Below are 24,532 nucleotides of genomic sequence, written 5' to 3' on the forward strand. Positions count from 1 at the left end.
CCCGGCCACCGTCCGCTGGGTGATTCCGCTCAGCCTGCCGAGCAGCTCCGCGCTGCCGGGCGGCCACCACCCCGCCGGGCAGTCCTGCTCAGCCTGCCGGGCGGCCACCTCCCGCCGGGCGTCCTGTCCTGCCCACCAGGCGGCCACATCCCGCCGGTCAGTCTCGCCCGGCCCCCGGGCGGCCACCGTCCGCTGGATGATTCAGCTCAGCCTGCCGGGCAGCTCCGCGCTGCCGGGCGGCCACCACCCCGCCGGGCAGTCCTGCTCAGCCTGCCGGGCGGCCACCGCCCGCCGGGCAGTCTCGCCCGGCCCGCCGGGCCGCCACCCTCCGCCGGGCGGCCATCGCCCCGTGCTGCCGGTTCAGTCCTGTTCGCTGTCGTCCGGCCACACGGCGATGTGGTCCGGCTCCAGTTCCAGGGCCACGCGGTCGCGCATCCCGAGGGCCTGGGTGTAGTCGGCCGGCAACTGGAGGCGTCCGGCGCGGTCCAGCATGGCGTACTCGCGGCTGACCAGCCGCTCGGCGCCCGTCGCCTCGTCCACCTCGCTGCGGCGCAGCACCTCCGTGGAGGTGCGGCCGTCGCGGATGGCGACCGTGCGGCGGACCTCGGTGGCCACCGCCTGGTCGTGGGTGACGATGACGATGGTGGTGCCCAGGCGTTCGTTGGCGGTGCGGAAGGCGGCGAAGACCTGCTCGCCGGTGTGGGAATCGAGTTCACCGGTGGGTTCGTCGGCGAGCAGCACGGCGGGGTTGTTGGCGAGGGCCACCGCGATGGCGACGCGCTGCTGCTGGCCGCCGGACATCTGGTGCGGGCGCCGGTCGCGGCACTCGCCGACCTCCAGCATCTCCAGCAGTTCCAGCGCCCGTTCGGCCTTGGCGCGGCGGGTGCGGCCGCGGGAGCCGGACAGCTGCATGGGCAGGGCGACGTTCTGCGCGGCGGTCAGGTAGGGCAGCAGGTTGCGGGAGGTCTGCTGCCAGACGAAACCGACGACCTCGCGGCGGTAGCGCAGCCGGTCCTTCGCGGTCATGGCGAGCAGGTCGTGGTCCCCGACCCGGGCCGCGCCCGCCGTGGGCGTGTCCAGGCCGGCGAGGATGTTCATGAGGGTGGACTTGCCGCTGCCGGACGCGCCGACCAGAGCCATCAGCTCCCCCTGGCGCACCAGCAGGTCGAGCCCCTGGAGGGCCTGCACCTCCACGCCGTCGGTGGAGAAGATGCGCACCAGCCGGTCGCAGGTGATCAGGGCGTCGTGGCCGTAGGCCGGGCGGGTGCGGTCCTCGGTGGCGCGCCGGGCCAGGTCGGCAAGGGTGGGGTTCGTCGTCATCGGAAGACTCCTGCACGGCGGCTGAGACGGCTACGGCGGCTACGAGGGTCTCGTCCACGGCGGTCGCCGGTGCCGTGACCGCCGTTACGGCTGAGGCAGTTGCTGGTGCCGCTGCCACTGGTGCGGCCACGGCGACGGCGGTTCCCGCTGCCGCGACCGCTGTCACGGCCCGGGCCGTGGCGGTTCCCGCCGCTGCCGTCGTCGTCGTCGCGACAGCCAGGGCGGCCAGGGCGGCCGGCGGGACCGGCCGCGCGGCTGGGCGGCGGGTACGGGCTCATCGCGCGTCCCCCGCCCGCAGCTCCCGTACGGAGCCCCTGCGGCCCGTCCACCACGCCTGTCCGACGGCGACGGCGACCGCCAGCACCAGGACCCCCGCCGCCGGCAGGGCCAGCGACAGCGGATCGGTGCGCAGCACGTTCTCGCCGGCCGAGACGGCGCTGGAGGGCAGCGCGATGGTCGTCAGGTCGATCCCGGGCGACAGCAGGCGGATGGTCGCCCAGCCCGTCAGCGCGCCGCCCGCCGCGGCGAGCACGGCCTGCGGGAGGGACTCCAGGACGAGGAGGCGGCGGCCCTGGGCGCGGGTGAGGCCCATGGTGCGCAGGCGGGCGAGCAGCGCGGTGCGCTCGGGCGCGGCCCGCAGCAGGGCCAGCAGCAGGGCGAGCACCGCGTAACCGGTGCCGGCCGCCACCGCCGCCGTGTAGATGTGCTCGGCGCCGGACTGGAGGGGCGAGTCGACGTACCGGGCCCGTTCGGCGGAGCGCAGCTGCACGCCCACGGACGTTCCCGCCGCCCGGCGCAGCGCGCCCGCGTCCAGGTGGTCGCCGGTCAGCAGCAGCGTGCTCGTGCGGGCGGCCTGGCGGCTCAGTCCGGCCCGGTCCACGACGAGGAAGCGGGTGCCGATCACGGCCGGTGTCCGGTCCCGGACGACGGCGATCCGGACGGTGACCGTGGTCCCGTCGTCCAGCCGGACCGGGAAGGGCCGGGTGCCGTAGGCCTGGGCGGCCGACGGGGAGGCCAGCGCGGGCAGCGGCGCCTTCGGGTCGCCGGCCGGCCGCCGCAGTGCGTCCTCGGAGAACGCGCCGAGTCCGGTGCGGCGGGCCAGGGCCGCGTAGTCGGCGGGGGCCACGGCCGCCAGGGTGGTCTGTGTCAGGTTGTCGCCCGCCTTGGCCTCGTAGTTGACGCCCGCCTCGGTCACCGCGCGCACGCCGGGCAGCTTGCGCACCCGGTCGGACAGCGCGGCCGGCAGCACCCCGGTGCCCTCGACGCGGCCGTCGGCGCCGACGGCGATGAGCGCGGCGTGGTCGCGCGCGTCGGCCACCCCCGCCAGGACGGAGCCGCCGAACGCGGCGGTGGTCAGCGCGGTCAGCAGGGCGAGCAGGGGCAGCACCGCGGACACGGACGTACGGCCCGCACGGGCCAGGGAGAGATGACCGACCGCCCCGCGCAGCCGTCCGGCCGGGCCCGTCAGCCAGCGCAACGGCAGCGGGTACAGCCGGACCAGGACGAGGGCCGCGATCACCCCCACCAGCACCGGTGCCAGTGAGACCAGCTGGTTCCCGGAGGCGTCGGAGGCGCCGGAGACTCCGCGCCGGCGCAGGGCCTCCACCGCCGCGGCGGCGATCACCAGCAGCGTCAGCTCGGCGACCGTACGGCGCCGGGAGGGACGTACGGAGACCGTGTCCTCGCGCGGGCCGTGCAGGCGCACCAGCCGGTGCGCCGCCGCCGCGCGCAACGGGAGCGCGAGGCAGGCGACGGCCGTGACGGCGGCGGCCGCGAGGAGCGCCGGGAGGCGGCGGCCCTCGGGGACGGCGAGCAGCGCCGCGCCCAGTCCGAGCGCCCCGGCGGGCAGGGCGACCACCGCGGTCTCGGCCAGCAGCCGTCCGGTCAGGCCGCGCAGCGAGGCGCCGCGGGCGCGCAGCAGGGTGAGTTCGGCGCGGCGGCGGTCGGCGGCCAGGCCGCCCGCCATCATCAGGACCACCGCGGCGACGGTCGCGCTGCCGAACGCGGCGACCGCGACCAGCGGGCCGATGCTCGCGGTCAGGCGGTCGTAGGAGGTGAGGACGTCGTCGAGTTCGGTGCTCGCCTGCGCGGCCGGGTCGGTGGCCGCGCGCATCCGCCCGAGACCGGGGCCGGCCTCCAGGGTGGCGACCGCCGACTTCAGCCGGCCGAGGTCGTGGGCGTGCAGGGTGCCGCTGTCGGGGGCGATCTGCCAGTAGCGGACCGGTTTGCCGTTGGTGGCCAGCAGGGCCGGGGCCGCCTGCGGCGGGAGCAGCACCGCGCCGAGCCAGTAGTACATCGGGTCGCTGCTGCCGGGCACCCGCATCAGGGCGGGGGAGCGCAGCAGCGACTCGGTCGCCCAGTAGGCGCCGTCGGGCACGCGGGGCGTGACGATGCCGGTGACGCGGACGGCGAGCGGGGCGCGGGAGACGGCGGGCAGGTGGAGGACCGAACCCGCCTCGATGTGCAGGCCGCGGGCGGTCTCGGCGGTGACCGCGGCCTCCACCTCGGCGGTCTCGGCGGTGACCGGACCGTTCGCGCGGGGCAGCCGCCCGGCGCGCAGGGAGGAGTGCGCGGCGAGTCCGTTCTGCGCGACGAGGCGGATCTGCGCCGGGATGCCGCTGGGCCGTGGGATCCACGCGTCCGGCGCTTCCAGGTCGGCGGTGTTCTGCACGCCGTACGACGACTGGCCGCGGTCGACGGCGAGCGGGCCGGGGACGGCGTCGGCGATCCTGTCGAACTGGCGGCCGAGGGCCTGCGGCAGCAGCGCCCGTTCCCGCTCGGCGGCCGGGAGCTGGAGACCGGGCTGCGGGGCGCTCACCGTCAGCGTGGTGCGTTTCGGGGTCGCCTGCTCGACGGCCCGGCCCAGGCCCGCGTCCTCGTAGTGGTCCAGGGCGCGCGGGAAGGCGGCGGCCAGGCACGCGGTCAGCGCGACCAGCAGGGCGAGGGCGGCTGCGGCGCCCGGCGCGGTGCGCAGCCGTACCCGGACCCAGGCGGGAGCGACGGTGTTCACCTCACTCACCTCCGCGGTCTCGAAGGGACACCGCCGGGTCGGCCCGGCGCAGGGTCAGCACCGCCGTGACGACGAGCGGCGCGGCGGCGACGGCGGCCAGCAGCAGCGCCACTTGGCCCACCGGCAGTTCGACCAGCACCGCCGGTACCGGTTTCGTGGCCTGCCCGGTCAGCACGATCAGCGGGATCACGGCCCGGGTCAGCACGGCGCCCAGCGCCACGCCGACCACCAGGCCCAGGGCCACCAGCACGCCCTGTTCGGCGGCGAGCATCCGGGCGAGCTGGCGGCGCGGGGCGCCCAGGGCGCGCAGCACGGCGAACTCGGCGTCCCTCTCGCGCAGCGCCCCGGCCGCGCTGACCGCGAAGCCGAGCGCGGCCAGCGCCGCCGCCACGGCCGCGGCCGCGGTGAACGCGGCGGCCGGTCCGGCGCCGAACGGGTCGTCGCGCAGGCTGTCGGCGATCTCCTCGCGCACCACCACTCGCGCCGGGTCGACGTCGGGCAGGGAGCGCAGGTCCGCGGCGACGGCGCTCGCGTACCGGGGGACGGTGCGCAGCCACCACTCGGTGGGCTCGGCGTTCTCGCCGTAGCGGGTCTGGAGCATCCGGTTGACCGCCCGCAGGTCGACGAGGAGGCCGCCGCCGTCGTGCGCGGCGTCCGGCGAGGCGCTCTGCGCCGCCCCGGCGGTGGTCGGCAGCTCCCGCACCGCGCGCACGATCCGCACCGGGAGGTTGCGGCCGGCGAACGTCACGTCCATGCGCTGGCCCGGGTGGGCCCCGGCGGCGGTCAGGAAGCGGTCGGTGGCCACGGCCGCGATCTCCTCCTGGGCGGGCTGGGTGACCTGGAGCCGCACGGCGACGGCCGAGCCCTCCGCCCACATGTCCTGGTGCGGCACGTAGCCGGTGCCGTAGGCGACCGTCAGCGGGCGGCCGGCGGCCACCTCGGCGGCGCCCGGGGTGTTCCTGCCGTCGGGGAGGGGGTCCGCGCCGCCGGAGGACACCGCGGTCCAGGCGGTGGGCAGCGTCAGCTTCGTCACCGTCCCGCCGCTGCCGTCGGCCTCGGCGGCCGAGACGGTCAGGCGGTGGCGCGCGGCCCGGTCGACGGGCTGGGGAACGCTCAGGTCGAGACCGGTGAGCGTCAGGGGCCCCGCGGCGGGGGGCAGGTCCACGTCGAGGGGACGGGCGCGGCCGTCGGCGGGCAGCGAGGGCAGCGCCTTGCGGTAGGGGACGCCGTAGCGGTCCTCCAGGGTGACCGCCAGGTCCACCGTGGCGGCCGGGTGCCCGGCCGGGGAACTGCGCACGGCCGTCGTCAGCCGCAGCCGGGCGGTGCCCGCGGGCAGCTTCAGCCCCGCCGTCGCCGCCCGGGGCGCCAGTCCCTTCAGCAGCGGACCCACCGGCTGGGACGACAGGTCGCCGCGCATCAGCACGGTGCCCGCCGCGCCGGCGGTGTCCAGGGCGAGCACGGTCCCGGTCCGGTCGGCGGACATCGGCAGCGAGGCGCGCACGGCGGGGGCCGCGGAGTCGACGTGCGGGACGGACGCGTACTGCTCGCTGCGGCCCAGGCCCCCCGCCCCGGCGTCCAGGACCCGCACCGGCGCACCGGCGAGGAAGTCGGCCTGGTCGTCCTGCGAACGGTTCCAGGAGGCGCCCTGGCCGATCGCCAGCATGCCCAGCGCGATGGCCAGCACCAGCAGCAGCACCGGACCGGCACCGCGCGTCGGGCGGCGGCTGAACTGCCAGCCCGCCAGCGCCGTCGGCAGCCCGCGCCCGCCGGCCGCCCGGCGCTCGGCGAGACGGGCCACCGGCGGCAGCAGCCGCAGCGTCAGCACGGTGCCGGCCAGCAGGGCGAGCGCGGGCGCGGTCACGAGCAGCGGGTCGATGCCGAGGGCGCCCGTACCGCTGTCGCCGACCGCGCCGGAGGACTGCCGGTTCAGCTGCCAGTACGCCACCGCGGCCACCGCCAGCAGACCCACGTCCGCGCCGGCCCGCAGCGGCGCGGGCAGCGCGCGGGCCCGCCGGCCGGGCGCGAGGGACGACGTCAGGGCGGGCAGCGTCACGGCCAGCGCACAGCCCAGCGCCACCCCGGCCGCCACCAGCCACACCCCGGGCCCGCCCGTCGCCGGGACGTCCGGGTGCAGCCCGATCCGGGCCAGGGCACCGCGCCCGGCCAGCAGCCGGGTCAGCGGACCGGCCAGCAGGGGCGCGCACACCACGGCCGGCACGGCGAGCAGCAGCGCCTCCGTGGCGGCCAGGCCCGCCAGCCGGGCCCGGGAACCGCCGCGGGCCCGCAGCAGCCGGGTCTCACCGGCGCGCTCGCTGCTCAGCAGCCGGGCCACCAGCAGCAGCGCGTACCCGGCCAGCAGCGCCAGCTGGAGCGCCGCGATCAGCAGCGTCGAGCGGGCGACCAGCAGGGAGCGGTCGATCCGGTCCAGGACGTCGGGCAGCGAGGTGGTGACGGTCGGCTCGCCGCCGGTCGCGCTCGTCCTCTTCAGGGCGGCCGCGCCCGAGCGGACGGCGTCGCGCAGCGCGCCGGTCCGGCCGGTGGTCAGCGTGGAGAAGTCGGCCGAGGCCTGCCAGGCGGTCTGTCCCGCGCTCACCCGGCCCCCGGCGAGGACACCGGCGTCGGCGAGGAGCGGGCCGTACGTCGTGAAGTCGACCTTGCGGATGCCGCGCCCGCCCAGGTCGTCCAGCTGCCAGTACGGCGCGTCGGCCGAGGCGGGCCGGTACAGGCCGGTGATCCGTACGCGGGCCTGGTGGTCACCGAGCCGGTCGTCGAGGGTCAGCCGGGCGCCGGGCTCCAGGCCCAGGCGCCGCGCCGCCGCCTGCGGCAGGGCGGCCTCCAGGTCGCCGCCGGCCGTGGTGCGCGGCAGACGCCCGGAGACGAGCCGCACCTGGGCGGTGTCGAGGGCGGCGAAGTACGTCAGGTCCGGGTCGCCGGAGCGGGCGGCGGGCGGCTGGAGCGAACGCGGGAGGGCGTAGGGGCCGGAGCGGGCCAGGGACCGCACGGTCACCGGCAGTCCGTCGAAGGCGCCGCGGGCCCGCTCGCGTACGGCCGCGTCGGCGGCGGCGCGGGACCGCGGCGGCACGTCGGCCTTGACGACCAGGGTGGCGGCGGCCGCGTTGCGCGGGTCCCGCAGCGAGTGGCGCAGCGAGGCGTCCCCGATCGCGCCGGAGTAGGCGGTGAGCGTCGCCAGCACCGCCGTGGTCAGCAGGACCGAGAGCACGGCGGCGGCCAGGAGCAGCCGGTGCGCGCGCGCCCGCGACAGGACGAATCCCGTGAATCCCCCCACCCGGCTCCCCCAGAAGTTGTCCAGACCTGCGGGTGATGCTGTCAGAGGAGACAGGAGTCGGGTAAGCGCTTGTGGACCTAGCTTGATCGGATTGTGACCGGAATACGGCGATGGCCGACCGGAATGCGGGACTCCGAGCGGTCGGTCCGCCCGGCAGGAGCGGGCGCACCGGACGGAAGGGACATGCCGGGCGGCGTGATCGGGCCTGCCCGGGCCGGGGGCCTGCCGGGGCGGGCGGTGCCGGGCGGGGGGGGCGGGGGCCCGGCCTTGGGCCGGGTGGCCTCGGGGCGGGCGGTCCCGGCGCGGATGGCCTCGGACAGGGCGGCCAGGGGCGGGCGGCCCCGGGCCGGGCAGGGTAACGGGACGGGCCGCGCGGCAGGGCGGCGGGGACGGGCCGTTCGGCCGGGACCTTCCCGCGAGCCGTGCGCCACGCGAGCGGGAGCGCGCCGCCGGCCCCTGCGGCAGGTAGGCGGGGACGACGTCGGCCCCTGCGGCAGGTGACGGAACCGTGCGCCGGCCCTGCGGGAAGGGAGCGGGTCGGACCTGTCGGCGGAGGCGGGGCGCGCCGCCGGCCGGTGGTGCGTCCGCTCAGTCGGGGGTGTTGACCATCGAGGCCGCCGCGTACGTCAGGTAGTTCCACAGCGTCCGCTCGTGCTCCTCGGACAGGCCCAGCTCGTCCACGGCGACGCGCATGTGCCGCAGCCACGCGTCGTGCGCCGCGCGGTCCACCGTGAAGGGCGCGTGCCGCATCCGCAGGCGCGGGTGGCCGCGCCGCTCGCTGTACGTCGTCGGGCCGCCCCAGTACTGCATGAGGAACAGCCGCAGCCGCTCCTCGGCGGGACCGAGGTCCTCCTCCGGGTACATCGCCCGCAGCTCGGGATCGTCCGCGACCCCTTCGTAGAAACGGTGGACGAGCCGGCGGAAGGTCTCCTCCCCACCGACCTGCTCGTAGAAGGTCTGCTCCTGAAGCGTGCCGCGCCGAATCTCATTCACCCGTTCATCGTCTCAGACGGCCGGACGGAGGACCGGGGGGTCGCGAGGAGTCCTTCGGCCCGCCGCGGACGCTCGCCCCGCGGCGGATCGGGCCGCACAGTGGAGCCATGGGCGCGCACGCCGTCGACACCGACGACAGGGACTGGGCCGGCCTCGCCGCCGCGGCGCGGGCCGCGCTGGTGCGGGAGATCGAGGAGAGCGGGGCCTGGGCCCGGGACCCGGTGTGGCGGGAGGCGTTCGAAGAGGTGCCGCGGCACCTCTTCGTGCCGTACTACTACGTCACCGGCCCCCGCGGCTACGAACGGCGGTGGGGCGAGAGCCCGGACGCCGCGGCACGGGAGCGGTGGCTGCGGGGCGCCTACGCCGACGTGCCGCTGGCCACGCGGCTGCGCGACGGGGAACTGGTCTCCTCCAGCAGCCAGCCCTCGCTGATGGCGCAGATGCTGGCCGAACTGCGGGTGACCGACGGCGACCGGGTCCTGGAGATCGGCGCCGGCACCGGCTACAACGCGGCCCTGCTCGCCCACCGGCTCGGGGACGACGGTCTCGTCACCACCATCGACCTGGAACCGGAGATCACCGAGTCGGCGCGGCGCCACCTGGCCGCCGCCGGCCACCACCCGGTCGTGGTCACCGGCGACGGAGCCCGCGGGGTCCCCGAACGCGCCCCCTTCGACCGGATCATCGCCACCTGCGCGCTGCCCGCGGTCCCGCCCGCCTGGCTCGCCCAGTGCGCACCCGGCGCCCGGATCCTGCTCCCGATCGCCACCGGCCTGGCCGCGCTGACCGTGCGCGACGCCACGCACGCTGAGGGGCCGTTCCTCGGGACGCCCGCCTACTTCGTACCGCTGCGCGGCGGCGGGAGCGAACCGGACGCACCGCTCCCACCGCTGGAGGGCGTGCCCGCCCGGGCCCGTGAGGACGAGCTGTTCCGTTTCCTGCTGGCCCTGGTCCGCGGGCGCACCGGTGCCCGCGAGGCCTACGACCTGTGGGAGCGCGCCGGACGGCCGCCGCGGGAGCGCTACGGCGTCACGGTGAGCGGCGCGCGTGCCTGGGCGTGGCTGGACCACCCGCAGGGGCCGCACACCTGGCCCCTGCCGGGTTGATCCGCACGCACACCGGTCAGCCGCGCCGCACGGTGATCGTCGTCCACGCGCCGACGTGCACCCGGTCGCCGTCCTGGAGCGGCACCGGCACGAAGGGCTGGATCGGCTCCTCGGAGCCGTTGACCGTGGTGCCGTTCGTCGAGTTCTGGTCGACGACCGCCCAGTTGCCGTCCGGCTGCTGGACGAGCACCGCGTGCTGGTGCGAGACGCCCGGGTCCTCCGGCGGCACCGACAGGTCGATGTCCGGGGTGTCACCCGTGGAGTGCCGGCGGCGGCCGATGGTGATCTGGTTGCCGGTGAGCGTGCGCTGCTGCTCCGGCGAGTACGCGGGCAGGTTCAGCCCCGCGGCCTCGGGGCCCGAGCGGTGCATCATCGCCATGAAGTACTCGCGGTCCGGGCCGATCGTCGCCGTCCAGGTCGCGGGCTGCTGCGGCTGGGGCGGCTGCTGGGACTGCTGCGGGAAGCCGGGGCCGGGCGGCGGGGCCTGGGTGGCGCCGGGCTGCGGATAGCCGTAACCGCCGCCGGGACCGCCGCCCTGGCCGGGCGGAGACTGCCGGGCGCCGGGCTGCGGGTAGCCGTAACCGCCGCCGGGGCCGCCGCCCTGGCCGGGCGGGGCCTGGGTGGCGCCGGGCTGCGGGTAGCCGTAGCCGCCGCCGGGACCGCCGGCCGGGTTGCCGGGACCTGCCGGGCCGCCCTGTCCGGTGGACGACGGCGGGGAGATCACCCAGTCGTCCTCGCCACCGCCGAAGGACGGGCCGCCGGGCTGCGGTCTGTTCGCCTCCTGCGGGAACGGGGGCGGCGCGGGCGGGCCGGGACGGTGGAAGGCCTGCGGGGCACCACCGGGGCCACCAGGGCCGTTGGGGCCCGCGGGGCCGTTGGGCGCGCCGGGACCGGCGGGCGGGGTCGGGCCGGGGGGCGGCGGGACCGGTCGTGAGGGATCGCCGCCGAAGCCGGAGTGGCCGCCTGGGCCTCCCGGCCCCCCGGGTGCTCCGGGCGGCGGTCCGGCCGGGCGGGGAGCGCCACCGAAGCCCGAAGGACCGGGACCGCCGGGGCCTGCCGGACGGCCCGCGGGGTCGGCGCCGAAGGGCGGACCCGGCGGGATGGGCTCGGCCGGCCGGTTCACCTGGGAGGGCCGGGAGCCCTGGTAGCCGAAGGTGTCACCGCCACTGCCGTAGGAAGGGGCGGGCGCCTGCGGGAAGCGCGGTCCGGTACCGCCGCCGGGGCCACCGGGAGCACCGGGGCCACCCGGGCCGGCGGGACCCGCACCGGGGCCGCCGGCCGGGCCGGGGCCAGGCGCCGGCGGGCGCGGGGCGGCCGGGGTGTACGAGGTGGCGGTGTTCGTCAGGAAGTTCCACCGGCACTCCTCGCAGAACGGCGCACCGCCTTCACGGGGCGTGCGGCACTGCGGGCAGAGTTCCGGCTGGGAACCGGGGCCCCCGCTCTGGTACGGGAACCCGCCGGCCGCCCCAGGACCGCCGGGGCCGCCAGGGCCGTTGGGGGCTCCGGGGTGGCCGGGGCCACCCGGGCCGCCCGGTCCCGGCGCGGGCGGGAAGCCGTAGCCGCCGACCGGGGGCGGCGGCGGGGGAGGTGGTGGTACGGCACCGGCCATGCGGTGACCGCAGACCTCGCACCAGTCGTCGGAACCCGACTGGTGTCCGTTCGGGCAGGTCGGCATGTCGGCGCTTCCCCCTCTCCTGTTCCGGCCGCGGCGGCCGGATTTCTCCCACCCCGAGGGGCCGGGCTCGCTGTCTGGCAGATCACTTCTTTACACGAACAGTCTTTGTGGACCGGGTCTCGAGAGTCATCTCGTCGGCCTCCTCGACCTTCGCCTTCAGTCGCACAGTACCCGTCGCGGCGTCGACCACGTCCACCACCTTGGCGAGCAGCTTCGCCGTACCGGCGTTGCCCGAGGCGTTCGCGAGCTGAACCGCGCGCCCCAGTTTGGTGGTTGCTCCGTCGCGATCACCCGCTTTGCGAAGGTCGAGCCCCTCTTGGATGACCTGTGCCAGTTCGGCCTGGCCGGTGTAGTGGGCGACCTGCGGGCTGATCGCGGTGGAGGCCGCCAGGTCGTCGGTCCACACGGCCCTCACGAGCCCCTGGGCCCCGAGGTTCTGGGTGCCGCCGTCCGGTTGCGGCACCACCAGGGAGACCCGTGCCGCCAGCATCTCCTGGCCGATGTCCGCGCCGGGGACCTCGACGCAGAGGTGGTAGTCGCGGGACTCGTCGCCCCAGGACCCGGTCGGATAGTCCCCGGCGCGCGGACCGGCCTCGCTGCGCCGGCCGGTCAACTCCTCGACGGACGGAGCGACTTGCTTGATGAAGCGGATGCCGGCGCCCACCGGTGTCCACACCCGCAGGGCGACGTCGGCGACCTCCTTGCCCATCGCCGTCTCCATCATCCCGGTGAAGTCGGCGGCCAGGCCCGCCGGATCGGCGACGATGTCGGCGGTGCCGAGCAGCGCGGAGGCGATCCCTGTGACTTCTTTCACTTCCCAGTCGGTGCCCACACCACGGGCGTCACAGGTGAAGCGTCCGGCGCACGCGTCGAGCGTCGCGGCGAGGTCGTCGGGCGACTCGTGCTCGTTGCGGCCGTCGGTGAGCAGGATGCCGTGCCGGATGGCGACGTCCTGCGAGGCGAGCAGCCGGCCGGCGAGCCGCAGCCAGGTGCCGATGGCGGTGCCGCCGCCCGCGCCGAGCTTGCGCAGTGCCGTCCTGGCCTGCTCGCGGGTGGTGGCGTCGGCGACGGCGAGCCGGCCGCCGCCGGGATAGACCTCCGTGGCCACGTGCGTCCCGGCGACCACCGCGAACCGCACGCCGTCGCGCAGGGTGGCGATCGCGGCCGCCGTGGCCTGACGGGCGTGGTGCATCTTGGCCGGCGGGTAGTCCATCGAACCCGAGCAGTCGACCATGATGACCACCGCCGCCGACGGCCCCGCGCCCGACGCGTACAGGTGCGGGGCGGTGACCGCGCTCCCGAGGGTGCCGCCGCCGGTCGCCGTCACCGTGACGATGGCGTTGACCTCCCGGCCGCCCTGGGGCAGGTACTCGTTCTGGTACACGTCCACCGAGAACCGCGGCACGCTGGACTTCGAGAAATTGGCCATGTCTTCCCAGATCCCCCTCTGGGCCCCGCGAGCGGGGCTGACGACTGTGCGGCTCTGCCGGGCCGGCCCCCCTGCCGCCCCCTCCGGCCCTCCGGCCCGGTGCGGCCGTCGGGGCTCCCCGGGACCCCGGCCCTCCGGTCCACCGGCTCCCGGTCCTTCGCCCCTTCGCTCCCCGGGTCCTCGGGACCGCCCGTGCGGAGACACCGGACCGGGCGCGCCCCGTCGCGCGGTCCGGCCGGACCCGTGTCCCTCAGCCCGATCCTGCCCCCTGCGGCGGCGCCGGGAACGGCACGAGCGCCACTGTTACGTTGTCGTGGCCCCCGCCGTCGAGCGCGTGGCCGACCAGGACCCGGGCGCCGTGCAGCGGGCGCACGGCCGCGTCCAGGGGCAGCACCTCGGCCATCTCCTGGGCCGTCTCGGCGTAGTTCCACAGGCCGTCCGTGCAGACCACGACCACACCGGCCCGGTCCGGCTTGAACGAGGCGGTGTGCGGCTCCAGTTCGTAGGCGTCCGCGCCGAGCCAGCCGGTGATCGCGTGGGCGCGCTCGTCGGCGTACGCCTGTGCCTCGCTCATCAGGCCCGCGGCGACCATCTGCGCGGCCCACGAGTCGTCCTCGGTGAGCCGGGCCGGCGGGGCCGCGCGGTCCACCGGCACCCAGTAGACGCGGCTGTCGCCGACCCAGCCGACGATCAGCAGCCCGGCGGTGACCACCGCGCCGACGAGCGTGCAGGCGGGGGAGTTCTGCTGGGGGGCGTGCTCGCGGGCGCCCGCGGGCTCCTCGGCGAGCGCGTCGACCGCCCGCGCGGCGGCGACGATGGCGTCGTGCATGGCCTGCTGCGGGTGCGTGCCCCGCGGCAGGGCGGCCAGCAGGCTGTCGATCGCCGCCCGGGACGCGGCGAGGGAGGCCTCGTCGGGGCGGGTCGCGGAGGACACGCCGTCGCAGACGATGGCCACCGACGCGGCCGAACCGTCGGGCAGGACCGCGTTGCCGACCGCGAAAGCGTCCTCGTTGCGGTGGTGGCGCCGGCCCCGGTCGCTGACCGCGGCGACCGGACCCGACTCCCGTTCCATGTGGTCGCGTTCACGGGGCTGGGCGTGCCCGCAGTTCTCGCAGTACCCGTCGCTGTCCACCCGTCCCGCCCGGCAGGCCACGCAGACGGCGGCGGCCCCTGCGGGTACGGTGCTCCCGCCCGGCACGGAGACCTCGCCGGGCCCCCCGGCGCCCGCCGCCGGGGCACCGGCCGCGGCAGCCGCGGCGCCCCCGGCACCGGGCATGCCGTCCGCACCGGCCAAGTCCTCGCCGGCGGCGGCCGATCGCGGGTCCGGGGCCTGCAGCGGGTACTCCTCGGGCTCCGCCGCCGGACCGGGCCCCGCGCCCGGGGCCGGTGGCGCCGGTTCCGGTTGCCCGCCCTGCGCGGGCAGCGGCGCGCCGCCCGATCCGGTGCCCGCGACGTCCGCGGGGCGTTGCCCGCGCGCGGCGCCGGAACCGTCCGGCCGGGGAGCGAGCGGCCACGCGCCGCCCCCCGCGCCGCCCTCGGCCGGTGCGGAGGGGCGCGGCACGGCGCCGCCGTTCATCTGGACCGTCGGCGTGTCGTGCGCGGGCGCGGCGGCCACGGACAGGTCGTATCCGCAGGCGCCGCAGAAACGGTCACCCGACTCAAGCGGCTCCGCGCAGCTCGGGCAGTTCGACAAGGCGGCCTGCTGGGGCATCTGCGACATCAACTACACCCATGTCCGGGGGCGGTAACGGTTGGCACGTTCCACCAGGTCGATCCTCTCCTCGCCGCCGGGCGCCAGCCGGGCCAGCGTGCGGTACGTACGCTCCAGGCCGAAGCGGAGTCCCCGCTCGTCCAGGTCGCTGCCGAGCAGCACCCGCCGCGAGGACGGGTCGGTGGCCCGGCCCCCGGAGAGTACCCAGTCCAGCGCGCAGCCGAGTACCTCCGCCGACAGCAGCTCGCGCCGCGCCGGGTCCAGACCGTACGCCCGCAGCGCCTCCACCTGCCCGGCGGCGGCCGTCAGATCCTCCAGGAACGGCGTGTCGGAGGCGGGCGCCGAACGGTGGCGCAGCCGCGCCCGGACCGCCGCCACCCGGGCCGCCGTGTAGTGGATGGAGGCTTCCGGGACCGACTCCAGGGTCCGCACCGCCGCCCGGCGGTCACCGCCGGCGAGCTGGACCCGGGCCAGCCCGAAGGCCGCGCTGACATGGCTGGGGTCGGTCGCCCAGACCAGCCGGTAGTACTCGGCCGCGTTGTCGAGCTGGCCGAGCACCTCCGCGCACAGGCCGAGCGCCAGCTTCGGCGCGATCTCGCCCGGGAAGGCGTCGTAGATCGCGTCGAAGGCGAGCGCCGCCTCCTCGTGGTCGGCGGTGACCAGGGACGCCAGGCCCCGGTACCAGACGACCCGCCAGTCGTCGGGGTGCTGCTCCTCCAGTGCGCGCAGCACCCGCAGGGCGGTCGCCGCCTCGCCGGTCTCCAGCCGGGCGCGGACCTCGCGCAGCCGGGTCTCGGCCGACCGGGCGGGCGCGGCGGCCAGGGCGTGGATCAGCTCGGCGGGCGCGGAGGCCGGCAGGCCCGCCAGGAAACCCGCGTCGGGATCGGTGGGGTCGACGTGCGGGACGGGCAGGGCGAGCGCCGCCGCCGGGGCCCCGGCCGGCTTGACGGGCACCGGCACGGCGGCAGGGGCGGCGGGTGCGGCAGGGACGTGCGCGGCCACGGGCGCCGGGCCGGCGGCGCCGGCGGCGGCGAGGGCTCGGGCCGGACCGGGGTCGGCGGCCGGGGCGAGGGCTCCGGCCGGGGCGGCAGGCGCGGTGCCGGGTGCGGGTGCCGAAGCGGCGGCCGGGGATCCGCGGCCGCGCCGGGCCCGCGTCCCCAGCCGGGACACGTCCCCCTCCAGCGGCGGGAACAACTCCGTGTCCGTGACCTTGGTCTCGGGACCGAAGAGCGTGGACAGCGCCGGACACGCCCGGCCCGTCTGCAGCGACACGACCTCCCGCAGCACACCCGTCAACTGCTCGGCCATCTCCTGCGCGGAGGCGAACCTGCGGTCCGGGTCGGGGTCGGTGGCGCGCACCAGCAGCCGGTAGAAGGACTCGTAGCGGCGGAACACCTCGACGGTGTCCGGGTCGGGCAGGCAGTCCACGAAGACGTTCGTGTAGCCCTGGAAGTCGAAGGTGAGCACGGCGAGCGTACGGCCCACCGTGTACAGGTCGCTGGCCACCGACGGGCCGGTCTCGGCGACCTCGGGCGCCTGGTAGCCGACCGTGCCGTAGATGGCCGACTCCTCGTCGTCCATGCGGCGCACCGCGCCCATGTCGATCAGCTTCAGCTCGTCCTCGGTCTGGATCGCGTTGTCGACCTTGAAGTCGCAGTACAGCAGGTTGCGGCTGTGCAGGTGGGCGAGCGCCTCCAGGGCCTCGATGCCGTACGCGCACGCCTGTTCCACCGGCAGCGGATCGCGTCTGCCGTCCGCGGTGCGGCGGGCGTTGGCGATCTCCTTGAGCGACTTGCCGCCGACGTACTCCATGACGATGTAGCCGTCGAGGGACCCGGTGCGCTGGTCCAGGTGCTCCACGAAGTTGTAGATCCGCACGATGTTGGCGTGCTCGATCTCCGCGAGGAAGCGCCGCTCGGAGATGGCCGCCGCCATCGCGTCCTGGTCGCCGGTGTCCAGCAGGCCCTTGAGGACCACCCACCGGTCGGACACGGCCCGGTCCACGGCCAGGTAGATCCAGCCCAGACCGCCGTGCGCCAGGCAGCCCACGACCTCGTACTGGCCGTGCACCACGTCCCCGGCCTTCAGCTTGGGCACGAAGGAGTACGGGTGCCCGCACTTGGTGCAGAAGCCCTCCGTACGGCCCGGCCGCTCACCGCGGGCCCGGCCCACCGGCGCCCCGCAGTCCGCACGCGAGCAGAACCGCTTGCGCTCGGGCACCTCGGGGCCGGCCAGCACCATCGACCGCGGGTCGGGGCGCGGCACCTGCGGCACCTGGACGAGACCGGCCCCCAGCCGGTTGCGGCCGGAGGAGCTCGCGGCCGAGCCGGAACCGCGCACCGACACCGAGCGGCTGGTGGAGCGGCCCGACAGGGAACGCGAGAGCCGCCCGGACACGGAGCGGCGCGACTTCGAGGACTGCGACGACGTGCCCGTGCCGCGGGCACCGCGCGCGCTGGAGCCCGGACTCCCGCTGCCCGCCGACCCCCTGCCGCCGCCGGCGACCCCGGTGGGCGCCGAGGCGACCATGCCGGTCGCCGACACCACCGGGGCCAGACCGCAGGTGTCGCAGTACAGCTCGCCGCCGCCCACGTCCTCGTACGCGCCGCCGCAGGCCGGCCGCTGACAGGTCTGCCCCGCCTGGCTCATGACTCCCCCCTGTCCCCGTCGTCGCGCGGGCCGCCCTGGCGGGGCACCCGCGCCGCGCCGAGCAGTTCGGCCGCCGCCCGCTGGTAGCGCAGCACCGCCTGCTCGGCCACCCGCAGGTCGCAGGGCGCGCTCCACAGCATGCGGCGGGCCGCGTCGTACCGCTCGACCAGCAGCGGGTCCTCCGCCAGGCCGCTGTGCGCCACCTTCGCCCTGTACGCGTCCAGCCGGCCGCGCAGCTCGGCGCGGACCGCCAGCGGGGCGGTCACCGCCGTCAACGACTCGCGGGCCCGCAGCAGTTCGTCCTCCGCCTTCTGCTCCAGCGCCTCCAGGAGCGGTGACAGGCGGTGCCACTGGGCCTGCCTGCGGTACTCGGCGGCCGTCGCCAACTGCTCCTGCAGCGCGGTCGGCGGGCCGCTGACCACCGGCACCTCCGTGGCGGCGATCTTCGCCAGCACCTCACCGCGCGCGGTGCGGGCCTCGGCGAGCGTGCGGTCCGCGCGCGAGAGCACGTCCCGCAGCCGGATCAGCCGCTGCTCGGCGTCCTGCCGCACCCCGAGCACGGCGTCGATCTCCCGGCGCACCTCCTCCAGCGCGCGTGCCTCCCGGTCGTACACCGTGGTGTCCGGCCGGCCGCCGCCCGGCGCCGAACTGCCCTGCGCGGGCACCCAGTGGGCGAGCGGGTCGCTGATCACCTGCTCGCGCAGGGCGGTGAGGGTGCGGGTGATGCGTTCCAGGTCGTCGCCCGCCGGGTGTTCGCCGGGGCGGACGCCGACCGAGTGCGCCAGGCGGCGGGTGCGCTGCAGTTCGGCGGCGAGCAGATCGATCCGGGCGGGCAGCGCCGACCACACGGCGTCGGCGGCGACCACCGTGTCCAGGCTGCTCGCGTACAGCTCGTTCATCCGGTCCACCAGCGCGGCCAGCGAGAAGCTGTGGCTGAGCCGGCCCGGACCCGCCGGGCCCCGCCCGTTCGCCGCGGCGGCGGCCGAGCCGGGGACCGTGACGGACTCGCCGCGCAGCAGCTCGGTCAGCTCCGCCAGGTCCTCGCGGCTGGACCAGCGGCGCCGGGAGCGGATCTCCCGTGCGGTGCGCAGCGCTCCCGTGTAGGCGTCGAAGTACGTCCACAGCAGCGTGATCGAGGCCTCCGCCGCCGCCCAGCGCTCCTGGGTGACGCCGGTGAGCCGGGCGCCTTCGAGGAGTCTGCGGCCCGCGTGGTCCTGCAGGGCGAGGAGGGAGGTCTCGATCGCCTCGTGCTCCGCGCCGAGCCGCGCCAGCGCACGGTCCACCTCGTCCCGGTCCAGCACCGGCCCGGCGGGGTCCGCGCCGCCCATCGATCACCTCTCGCTGCTCTTCGTGTTCCGTCGGTCGTACGCCGCCCGGTGGCGTCCCCGGTCACCGCCCGTGCGGGCACCGGGTGCCGGTCACCGGTAGCCGGGCGCCGGCGCAGTCGCCGACTCCGAATCCTTACCCAGCGTGCGGGACAGCCAGTGGTCGTACGCCTGCTTCCAGCCCCCGTCCTTGCGGTAGTTCTCCAGTATCCGGTTGACCTGACGTACCAGATCGTCGGCGCCCCGCTTCATCGCCACGCCGTAGTACTCCTTGGTGAAGGTGCCGCCCTTCAGCTCCACCGCCGGGTCCTGCGCGGCCTGGCTGGCGGCGAGGGCGCCGTCGGTCACCACCGCGTCCACCTCGCCGAGTTGCAGCCGCACCAGGCAGTCCAGCTGGTTGGGGACGGTGGTGGAGATGTCGGTGGAGGCGGGCAGGGTGCCGTTCTCCTTGTCGGCGGCCAGGTGGTCGTAGGCCGTCGAACCGGTCGCGGAGCAGACCTTCTTCCCGGCGAGCGACTTGTCGTAGCCGGTGACCGGGGACGTGCGCGGCGCGAGGACCTGCTGCCCGGTCAGGAAGTACGGGGCGGAGAACGCCACCTTCTCCAGGCGCTTGCAGGTGATGGTCATGGTGCGGACCACCATGTCGACCCGGCCGGAGTCGACCGCGTGCTCGCGCTCGTTGGTGGGGATCGCCCGGAACGTGATCTTCCCCGCGTCGCCGAGGAGTTCCCTGGCGATACGGCGGGCCAGGGCGATGTCGAAGCCGTCCAGGTCGTCGGAGGCGTCGTTCGGGTTGCGGTAGCCCCAGCCGTAGCTGTTCTGGTCGACGCCCACCACGAGGGTGCCGCGCTTCCTGATCGCGCTGACGGCGGGGCCGTCGGCGTCCGCGGGCGGGAGGCTGCGGTTCTGGGCGTCGCCGTCCACGCAGTCCCCGGCCCTGGCCTGCATCCCCTGGGCGGTCCCTGCGGCGCCGGCGGCCCGGGGGGTGCGCCGGCCGTGCGTCTGGGTGCTGGGCAGCGCCAGGGCGAACGCCAGCGCCAGGACGCAGACGACGGCCATTGCGCCGACCCCGCCCCAGCCCTTGAGACCGGACCGCAGTTGCCGCACTCGCATCCGCACGCCTCCTTCCACCCCTGTCCCGCCCTCTCTCACCGGTACTCCGACAGCCGCCGCCCGATGCCCAGCAGAGCACCGGCGGCGCCGAGCAGGGCGAGCACCGCGGAGCCGGCCGGCAGGTAGCTCATCGCGGCCAGCCCGTCCTTCGCGGCGCTCTCGAACTCCTGTGTCTCGTGGGCGAGCGCCGTCGCGAGGGAGGCGTCGACGCCGTCGAAGCACTCGCCCGTCGCCTGCGCCGTCGCCCCCGTGCCGATGACCCGGTCGCGGGCGGCCCGGTAGTCCCCGGCGTCGTCCGCCTCGCGGGCCAGCGCGTGGCGGGACTTCCAGACCTTCACCGACTGGCTCGCCGCCCGCACCGGATCGCGGCCCGCCGGGTCGTCGGCGAGCGACTCGGCCCGGGCCAGGGTCCTGGCGAGGCCGCCGATCTCCTGGTCGTACTTCCAGTCGTAGGCGTCCATGACCGTGCCGTCCGCCAGGGTCCGGGTCTCGGCGCCGCGGCTGACCAGGGTGAGGTTCTCGTCGCCGCGGGCCTTGAGGGAGGCGATCCGGGCGTCGTGCAGCACGTTGAGCGACTCCACGCCGTGCCGGGAGTCGTCGAGCCCCGCGCGGGCGACGCTGTGGCCGACGACCAGCCACAGCAGGACGGCGGCGGTCGCCGCCGCGGCGGCCACCAGGCCCTGGTTCAGCACCCGGTTGGTCCGCCGGTAGTCGCGGTGCTGGGCCCAGCCGAGGGCGGCCAGGGCGAGCACCCCGAGGGCGATGGCCGCCCACGGGTAGGGGGTCGCGTCACCGTAGTCCGCGCTGCGCTGCCTGTTCTCCGTGCGGTACAGCGTCTCGGCGGCCGGGAGCATCCGGTCCTGCATCATGGTGTTGGCGGCGCGCAGGTAGGCGCCGCCGACCGGGAAGCCCTGGCGGTTGTTGGCGCGGGCCGACTCCACCAGGCCCTTGTAGCGCGGCAGCAGTTCGTTGAGATCGCCGATGGTCTTCGCGGAGGGTGAGCCGGGTGCGGAGTTGGCGGCGGCGGTGACCAGGCCCTGGGCGGCGGTGCGGATGTCCGCCTCGTAGCGCTCGCGGGTGGCGCGCGTCTCCTGAAGACCCGCCAGGTACCCGCTGCTCGCCATGGTGTTGGCGTCGGCGAGGGAGCGGAAGATCGCGGCGGCCTCGGAGCTGAGGGGCTGGCTGTGGTGCAGCACGTCGTCGGCGGCCGACTGCCGGTCGGTGCTCTGCCAGGCGGCGACGGCGCCGAACGCGACGACCAGCAGCGCCAGCAGCGCGCCGATCAGGCGCAGCCGGCCGGGCTCGGTGACGGCGGCGGCGCGCAGCCGCTCGGCGCCCTCGGCGAACGCCGTACGGCGCGGCGGCGCGGGGACCGGAGCCGCCGGCGCGTGCGGCCGGACGGGCGCGGAGGGCTGCGGCGGCACGGCGGGCAGCACGGGCGCGCCGGGGCCCGGTGGTGCCGCGCTGCTGTTCGGCGAGTGTGTCACTGCTGACCCCCCGTGGTCATCCGTCGCCGCAAGTATCCCTTCCCGGGCCGGCATCCGCACCGGCCTTCACTGGATCTTGATCCGATCGCGGCGGGGCCGCCCGGCCGAGCCCACGACGAACGTCCCGCACCACCCCCTGCCCATGAATACGCCGCCCGGGCCGGTTCGGTTCCCTCCGCACGGCGGCCGTGGCCTGCCCGGGCCGGACGCGGCACGTGTGACGGGCAGGACACCACGAGGGGTCCTGCCCGTCACACGCGCCGCGCCTACGCGCTCCGTTCGGCGTTCCCGGCACGCTCAGCGTTCGAAGTGCGCCCGTACCCTTTCCTGGACCTCCGCCGGTGCCCCCACGTGGTCCAGGCCCAGCAGGGCCGCGCCGAGCACCGGGCGGGCCGTGACCACCCGCGGGACGGCCTTCGGGGCCCGGGCGGACAGGCGTTCGCGCAGGGCCGCGTCGAGTTGCGGGTGGCGGGCGGCCAGGACGCTGCCGCCCAGAAGCACGGGCGTCCGCTCGCCGAGGAGGCCGAGACGGGTCAGCGCGACCGCCGCCATGGCCACGACCTCCTCCGCCAGGCGTTCCACGATCGAGCGGGCGATCGGGTCGCCCCCGGCGGCCGTCGCGAACAGGACGGGCGTCAGTTCGTGACGGCGTTCCTGGTCGACGTGGTCGAGGTGCAGCGCCTCGATCAGGGCGTACATGGACTCCAGCCCGAAGTGGCCGGGCAGCGTGCGGGCCAGCGCGGTCGGCTCGCCGCGGCCGTCCTCCGCGCGCGCGGCGAACCACAGGGCCTCCTCCGCCAGGCCCCACCCGCCGCCCCAGTCACCCGAGATGCGGCCTATCGCGGGGAAGCGGGCCGTGCGGCCGTCCGGACGCATGCCGACGCAGTTGATGCCCGCGCCGCAGACCACCGCCACCCCGCGCGGCTCGGCCACGCCCGCGCGCAGGACGGCGAACGTGTCGTTGCGGACCTCCACCGTCGTGCCCCACGCGCGCGCGTGCAGGGCCGCCGCGAGCTGTTCCTCCTCCACGGGCAGGTCGGCGTTGGCCAGACAGGCCGAGACGTGCGCGACCGAGGTGACGCCGGCCTCGGCGAAGGCGCGCCCGACGGCGTCCGCGAGGACGTCCACCGCCGTCTCGACGCCCACGGCCGGCGGCCGGAACCCGCCGCCGCGGGCCGTGGCGAGGACGTTCCCGTCGGCCGCCACGACCGCGACGTCGGTCTTGCTGTTGCCCGCGTCGATGGCGAGGACGCTTGCGGTCAGGCCCACGCGAGGTGCTCCCGGTTGTGTGCGATCAGCTGGTCGGTGAGGGTCTCGGCGTAGGCGTACTGGCCGATCAGGGGGTGGGCGAGGAGGGCGCGGAAGACGCGGTCGCGGCCGCCGTGCAGCGCCGCCCGCAGGGCCAGTTCCTCGTACGCCGTCACGTTCGCCACCAGACCCGCGTACAGCGGGTCCACGGGGGCCACGGGCAGCGGGGTGGCGCCCTTGGGGCCGACCGCCGCCTGCACCTCGATGACGGCGTCGTCCGGCAGGAACGGCAGCGTGCCCCGGTTGCGGGTGTTGACCACCTGGTACGGGCTGCCGCCGCCGCCCAGCAGCGCGGCGGCCAGGTCCACGGCCGCCTCCGAGTAGTAGGCGCCGCCGCGCTTGGCGAGCAGGGCCGGCTTCTCGTCCAGGGCCGGGTCGCCGTACATCGCGAGCAGTTCGCGCTCCATGGCGGCGACCTCGGCGGCCCGGGAGGGCTTGGTGCGCAGCTCGTCGACGACCTGGTCGTGCGCGTAGTAGTAGCGCAGGTAGTAGGACGGGACGACGCCGAGGCGGTCCAGGACCTGGCGGGGCAGGCGCAGGTCGGCGGCGACGGCGTCGCCGTGCCCGGCCAGCAGCCGGGGCAGCACGTCCTCGCCCTCGGGGCCGCCCAGGCGCACCCCGGTCTCCCAGGTGAGGTGGTTCAGGCCCACGTGGTCCAGGTGGACGTCGTGGGGTGCCACGTCCAGCAGCGCGGCGAACTTCCGCTGGAAGCCGATCGCCACGTTGCACAGGCCGACGGCGCGGTGCCCGGCCTCCAGCAGGGCGCGGGTGACGATGCCGACCGGGTTGGTGAAGTCGATGATCCAGGCGTCGGGGTTGGCGCGCCGTACGCGCTCGGCGATGTCCAGGACGACCGGGACCGTGCGCAGCGCCTTGGCCAGGCCGCCGGCGCCGGTCGTCTCCTGGCCCACGCAGCCGCACTCCAGCGGCCAGGTCTCGTCCTGCTGCCGGGCGGCCTGCCCGCCGACGCGCAGCTGGAGCAGGACGGCGTCGGCGCCCTCCACGCCCGCGTCCAGGTCGGAGGTGGTGACGATCCGGCCGGGGTGGTCCTGCTTGGCGAAGATGCGGCGGGCCAGGCCGCCCACCAGCTCCAGGCGGTCGGCCGCGGGGTCGACCAGGACCAGTTCCCCGACCGGCAGGGTGTCCCTGAGCCGGGCGAATCCGTCGATGAGTTCGGGGGTGTAGGTCGAACCGCCGCCGACCACGGTGAGTTTCATGTGTGTCAACCCTTTACTCCGGTGAGCGTGACGCCCTCGACGAACGCCTTCTGGGCGAAGAAGAACACGAGGATCACGGGGGCCATGACCAGCACGGTGGCGGCCATGGTGAGGTTCCAGTCGGTGTGGCGGGCGCCCTTGAAGGACTCCAGGCCGTAGGACAGGGTCCAGGCGGCCGGGTTCTCCGAGGCGTAGATCTGCGGGCCGAAGTAGTCGTTCCAGGCGTAGAAGAACTGGAAGAGGGCGACGGCGGCGATGCCCGGCTTGGCCATCGGCAGCACCACCCGCACCAGGGTGCGCAGGTCGCCGCAGCCGTCGACCTTCGCCGCGTCCAGGTACTCGTTCGGGATGGTGGTCAGGAACTGCCGCAGCAGGAAGATGGAGAACGCGTCACCGAACGCCATCGGGACGATCAGCGGCCACAGCGTGCCGGACAGGCCCAGCTGCTTCGCCCAGAACAGGTACATCGGGATGATGATCACCTGCGGGGGCAGCATCATCATCGAGATCACCAGCATGAGCGACAGGTTGCGGCCCCGGAAGCGGAACTTGGCCAGCGCGTAGGCCACCGGGATCGAGGACACGACGGTGAGGACGGTGCCCAGCCCGGCGTACAGGAGCGTGTTCTTCCACCAGGTGAGGAAGCCCGGGGTGTCGAAGACCTTCCGGTAGTTGCCCCATTCCCAGGTGTGCGGGATCAGGTCGCGGCTGAGTGCCTGGCTGTCGCTCATCAGCGAGGTCAGGAACACGAACACGAAGGGCAGCACGAAGAAGAGGGCGGTGGCCACGCCGAGCGCGTGGACGGCGACCCACTCCAGGAGGGCCTTGCGGCGGGCGGTGCGCCCGGCCGGGGAGACGGGGGCCTTCTTCAGGGTGGCCGGGTGGTCCAGGACCTGGGTCATC

General features: G+C 76.1%; 15 protein-coding genes. 1 reads left to right on the forward strand and 14 read right to left on the reverse strand.

What is annotated here, in order from left to right; translation table 11 throughout:
* Positions 1–360 precede the first annotated feature (360 nt).
* The 4 genes from IG64_RS24090 to IG64_RS24105 form a co-directional block, all read right to left on the reverse strand.
* On the reverse strand, positions 361–1,320 hold the full coding sequence (locus IG64_RS24090; RefSeq protein ID WP_037859751.1) for an ABC transporter ATP-binding protein: 960 nt from the start codon (positions 1,318–1,320) through the stop codon (positions 361–363).
* 274 nt (positions 1,321–1,594) lie between these two features.
* Positions 1,595–4,330 carry an FtsX-like permease family protein gene (locus tag IG64_RS24095; RefSeq protein ID WP_107474340.1) on the reverse strand — a complete coding sequence of 912 codons (2,736 nt, stop codon included), beginning with the start codon at positions 4,328–4,330 and terminating at the stop codon, positions 1,595–1,597.
* A gap of 1 nt (position 4,331) precedes the next feature.
* Complete coding sequence (locus IG64_RS24100) at positions 4,332–7,616, reverse strand: ABC transporter permease (protein WP_037859756.1); 3,285 nt, start codon at positions 7,614–7,616, stop codon at positions 4,332–4,334.
* A 588-nt stretch (positions 7,617–8,204) separates the two neighbouring features.
* Positions 8,205–8,609, reverse strand: a complete 405-nt coding sequence (locus tag IG64_RS24105) for a globin (protein WP_037859758.1) — start codon at positions 8,607–8,609, stop codon at positions 8,205–8,207.
* A 107-nt stretch (positions 8,610–8,716) separates the two neighbouring features.
* On the opposite strand from IG64_RS24105, the gene IG64_RS24110 reads away from it, so the two are divergent.
* Positions 8,717–9,715, forward strand: a complete 999-nt coding sequence (locus tag IG64_RS24110; protein ID WP_037859760.1) for a methyltransferase domain-containing protein — start codon at positions 8,717–8,719, stop codon at positions 9,713–9,715.
* Positions 9,716–9,731: 16 nt separating this feature from the next.
* On the opposite strand, the gene IG64_RS24115 is transcribed toward IG64_RS24110, so the two are convergent.
* The 10 genes from IG64_RS24115 to IG64_RS24160 form a co-directional block, all read right to left on the reverse strand.
* On the reverse strand, positions 9,732–11,390 hold the full coding sequence (locus IG64_RS24115; RefSeq protein ID WP_037859762.1) for an FHA domain-containing protein: 1,659 nt from the start codon (positions 11,388–11,390) through the stop codon (positions 9,732–9,734).
* Positions 11,391–11,472: 82 nt separating this feature from the next.
* The gene (locus tag IG64_RS24120; RefSeq protein WP_037859764.1) at positions 11,473–12,819 is read right to left on the reverse strand and encodes a vWA domain-containing protein; all 1,347 of its coding nucleotides are present in this window, start codon (positions 12,817–12,819) and stop codon (positions 11,473–11,475) included.
* Positions 12,820–13,069: 250 nt separating this feature from the next.
* Positions 13,070–14,539, reverse strand: coding sequence for a PP2C family serine/threonine-protein phosphatase (locus IG64_RS24125; RefSeq protein WP_037859766.1), 1,470 nt, complete (start codon positions 14,537–14,539; stop codon positions 13,070–13,072).
* Positions 14,540–14,542: 3 nt separating this feature from the next.
* Positions 14,543–17,179 carry a serine/threonine-protein kinase gene (locus IG64_RS24130; protein WP_037859768.1) on the reverse strand — a complete coding sequence of 879 codons (2,637 nt, stop codon included), beginning with the start codon at positions 17,177–17,179 and terminating at the stop codon, positions 14,543–14,545.
* Positions 17,176–18,507, reverse strand: a complete 1,332-nt coding sequence (locus IG64_RS24135; RefSeq protein ID WP_037859769.1) for a hypothetical protein — start codon at positions 18,505–18,507, stop codon at positions 17,176–17,178. The genes IG64_RS24130 and IG64_RS24135 overlap by 4 nt, the downstream gene beginning before the upstream one ends.
* A 90-nt stretch (positions 18,508–18,597) precedes the next feature.
* Positions 18,598–19,617, reverse strand: coding sequence for a glutamate ABC transporter substrate-binding protein (locus IG64_RS24140; protein WP_037859770.1), 1,020 nt, complete (start codon positions 19,615–19,617; stop codon positions 18,598–18,600).
* A 35-nt stretch (positions 19,618–19,652) separates the two neighbouring features.
* The gene (locus IG64_RS24145; RefSeq protein WP_037859771.1) at positions 19,653–21,104 is read right to left on the reverse strand and encodes a hypothetical protein; all 1,452 of its coding nucleotides are present in this window, start codon (positions 21,102–21,104) and stop codon (positions 19,653–19,655) included.
* 297 nt (positions 21,105–21,401) lie between these two features.
* Positions 21,402–22,373: an N-acetylglucosamine kinase gene (locus IG64_RS24150; RefSeq protein WP_037859772.1), complete on the reverse strand. Its 972-nt coding sequence runs from the start codon at positions 22,371–22,373 to the stop codon at positions 21,402–21,404.
* Positions 22,364–23,629, reverse strand: a complete 1,266-nt coding sequence (locus IG64_RS24155; RefSeq protein WP_037859774.1) for a 6-phospho-beta-glucosidase — start codon at positions 23,627–23,629, stop codon at positions 22,364–22,366. The genes IG64_RS24150 and IG64_RS24155 overlap by 10 nt, the downstream gene beginning before the upstream one ends.
* A 5-nt stretch (positions 23,630–23,634) precedes the next feature.
* The gene (locus IG64_RS24160) at positions 23,635–24,531 is read right to left on the reverse strand and encodes a carbohydrate ABC transporter permease (protein ID WP_037859777.1); all 897 of its coding nucleotides are present in this window, start codon (positions 24,529–24,531) and stop codon (positions 23,635–23,637) included.
* Position 24,532: the final 1 nt, after the last annotated feature.

This window comes from Streptomyces sp. NRRL S-340 (genome assembly GCF_000720185.1).
Classification (GTDB): domain Bacteria; phylum Actinomycetota; class Actinomycetes; order Streptomycetales; family Streptomycetaceae; genus Streptomyces.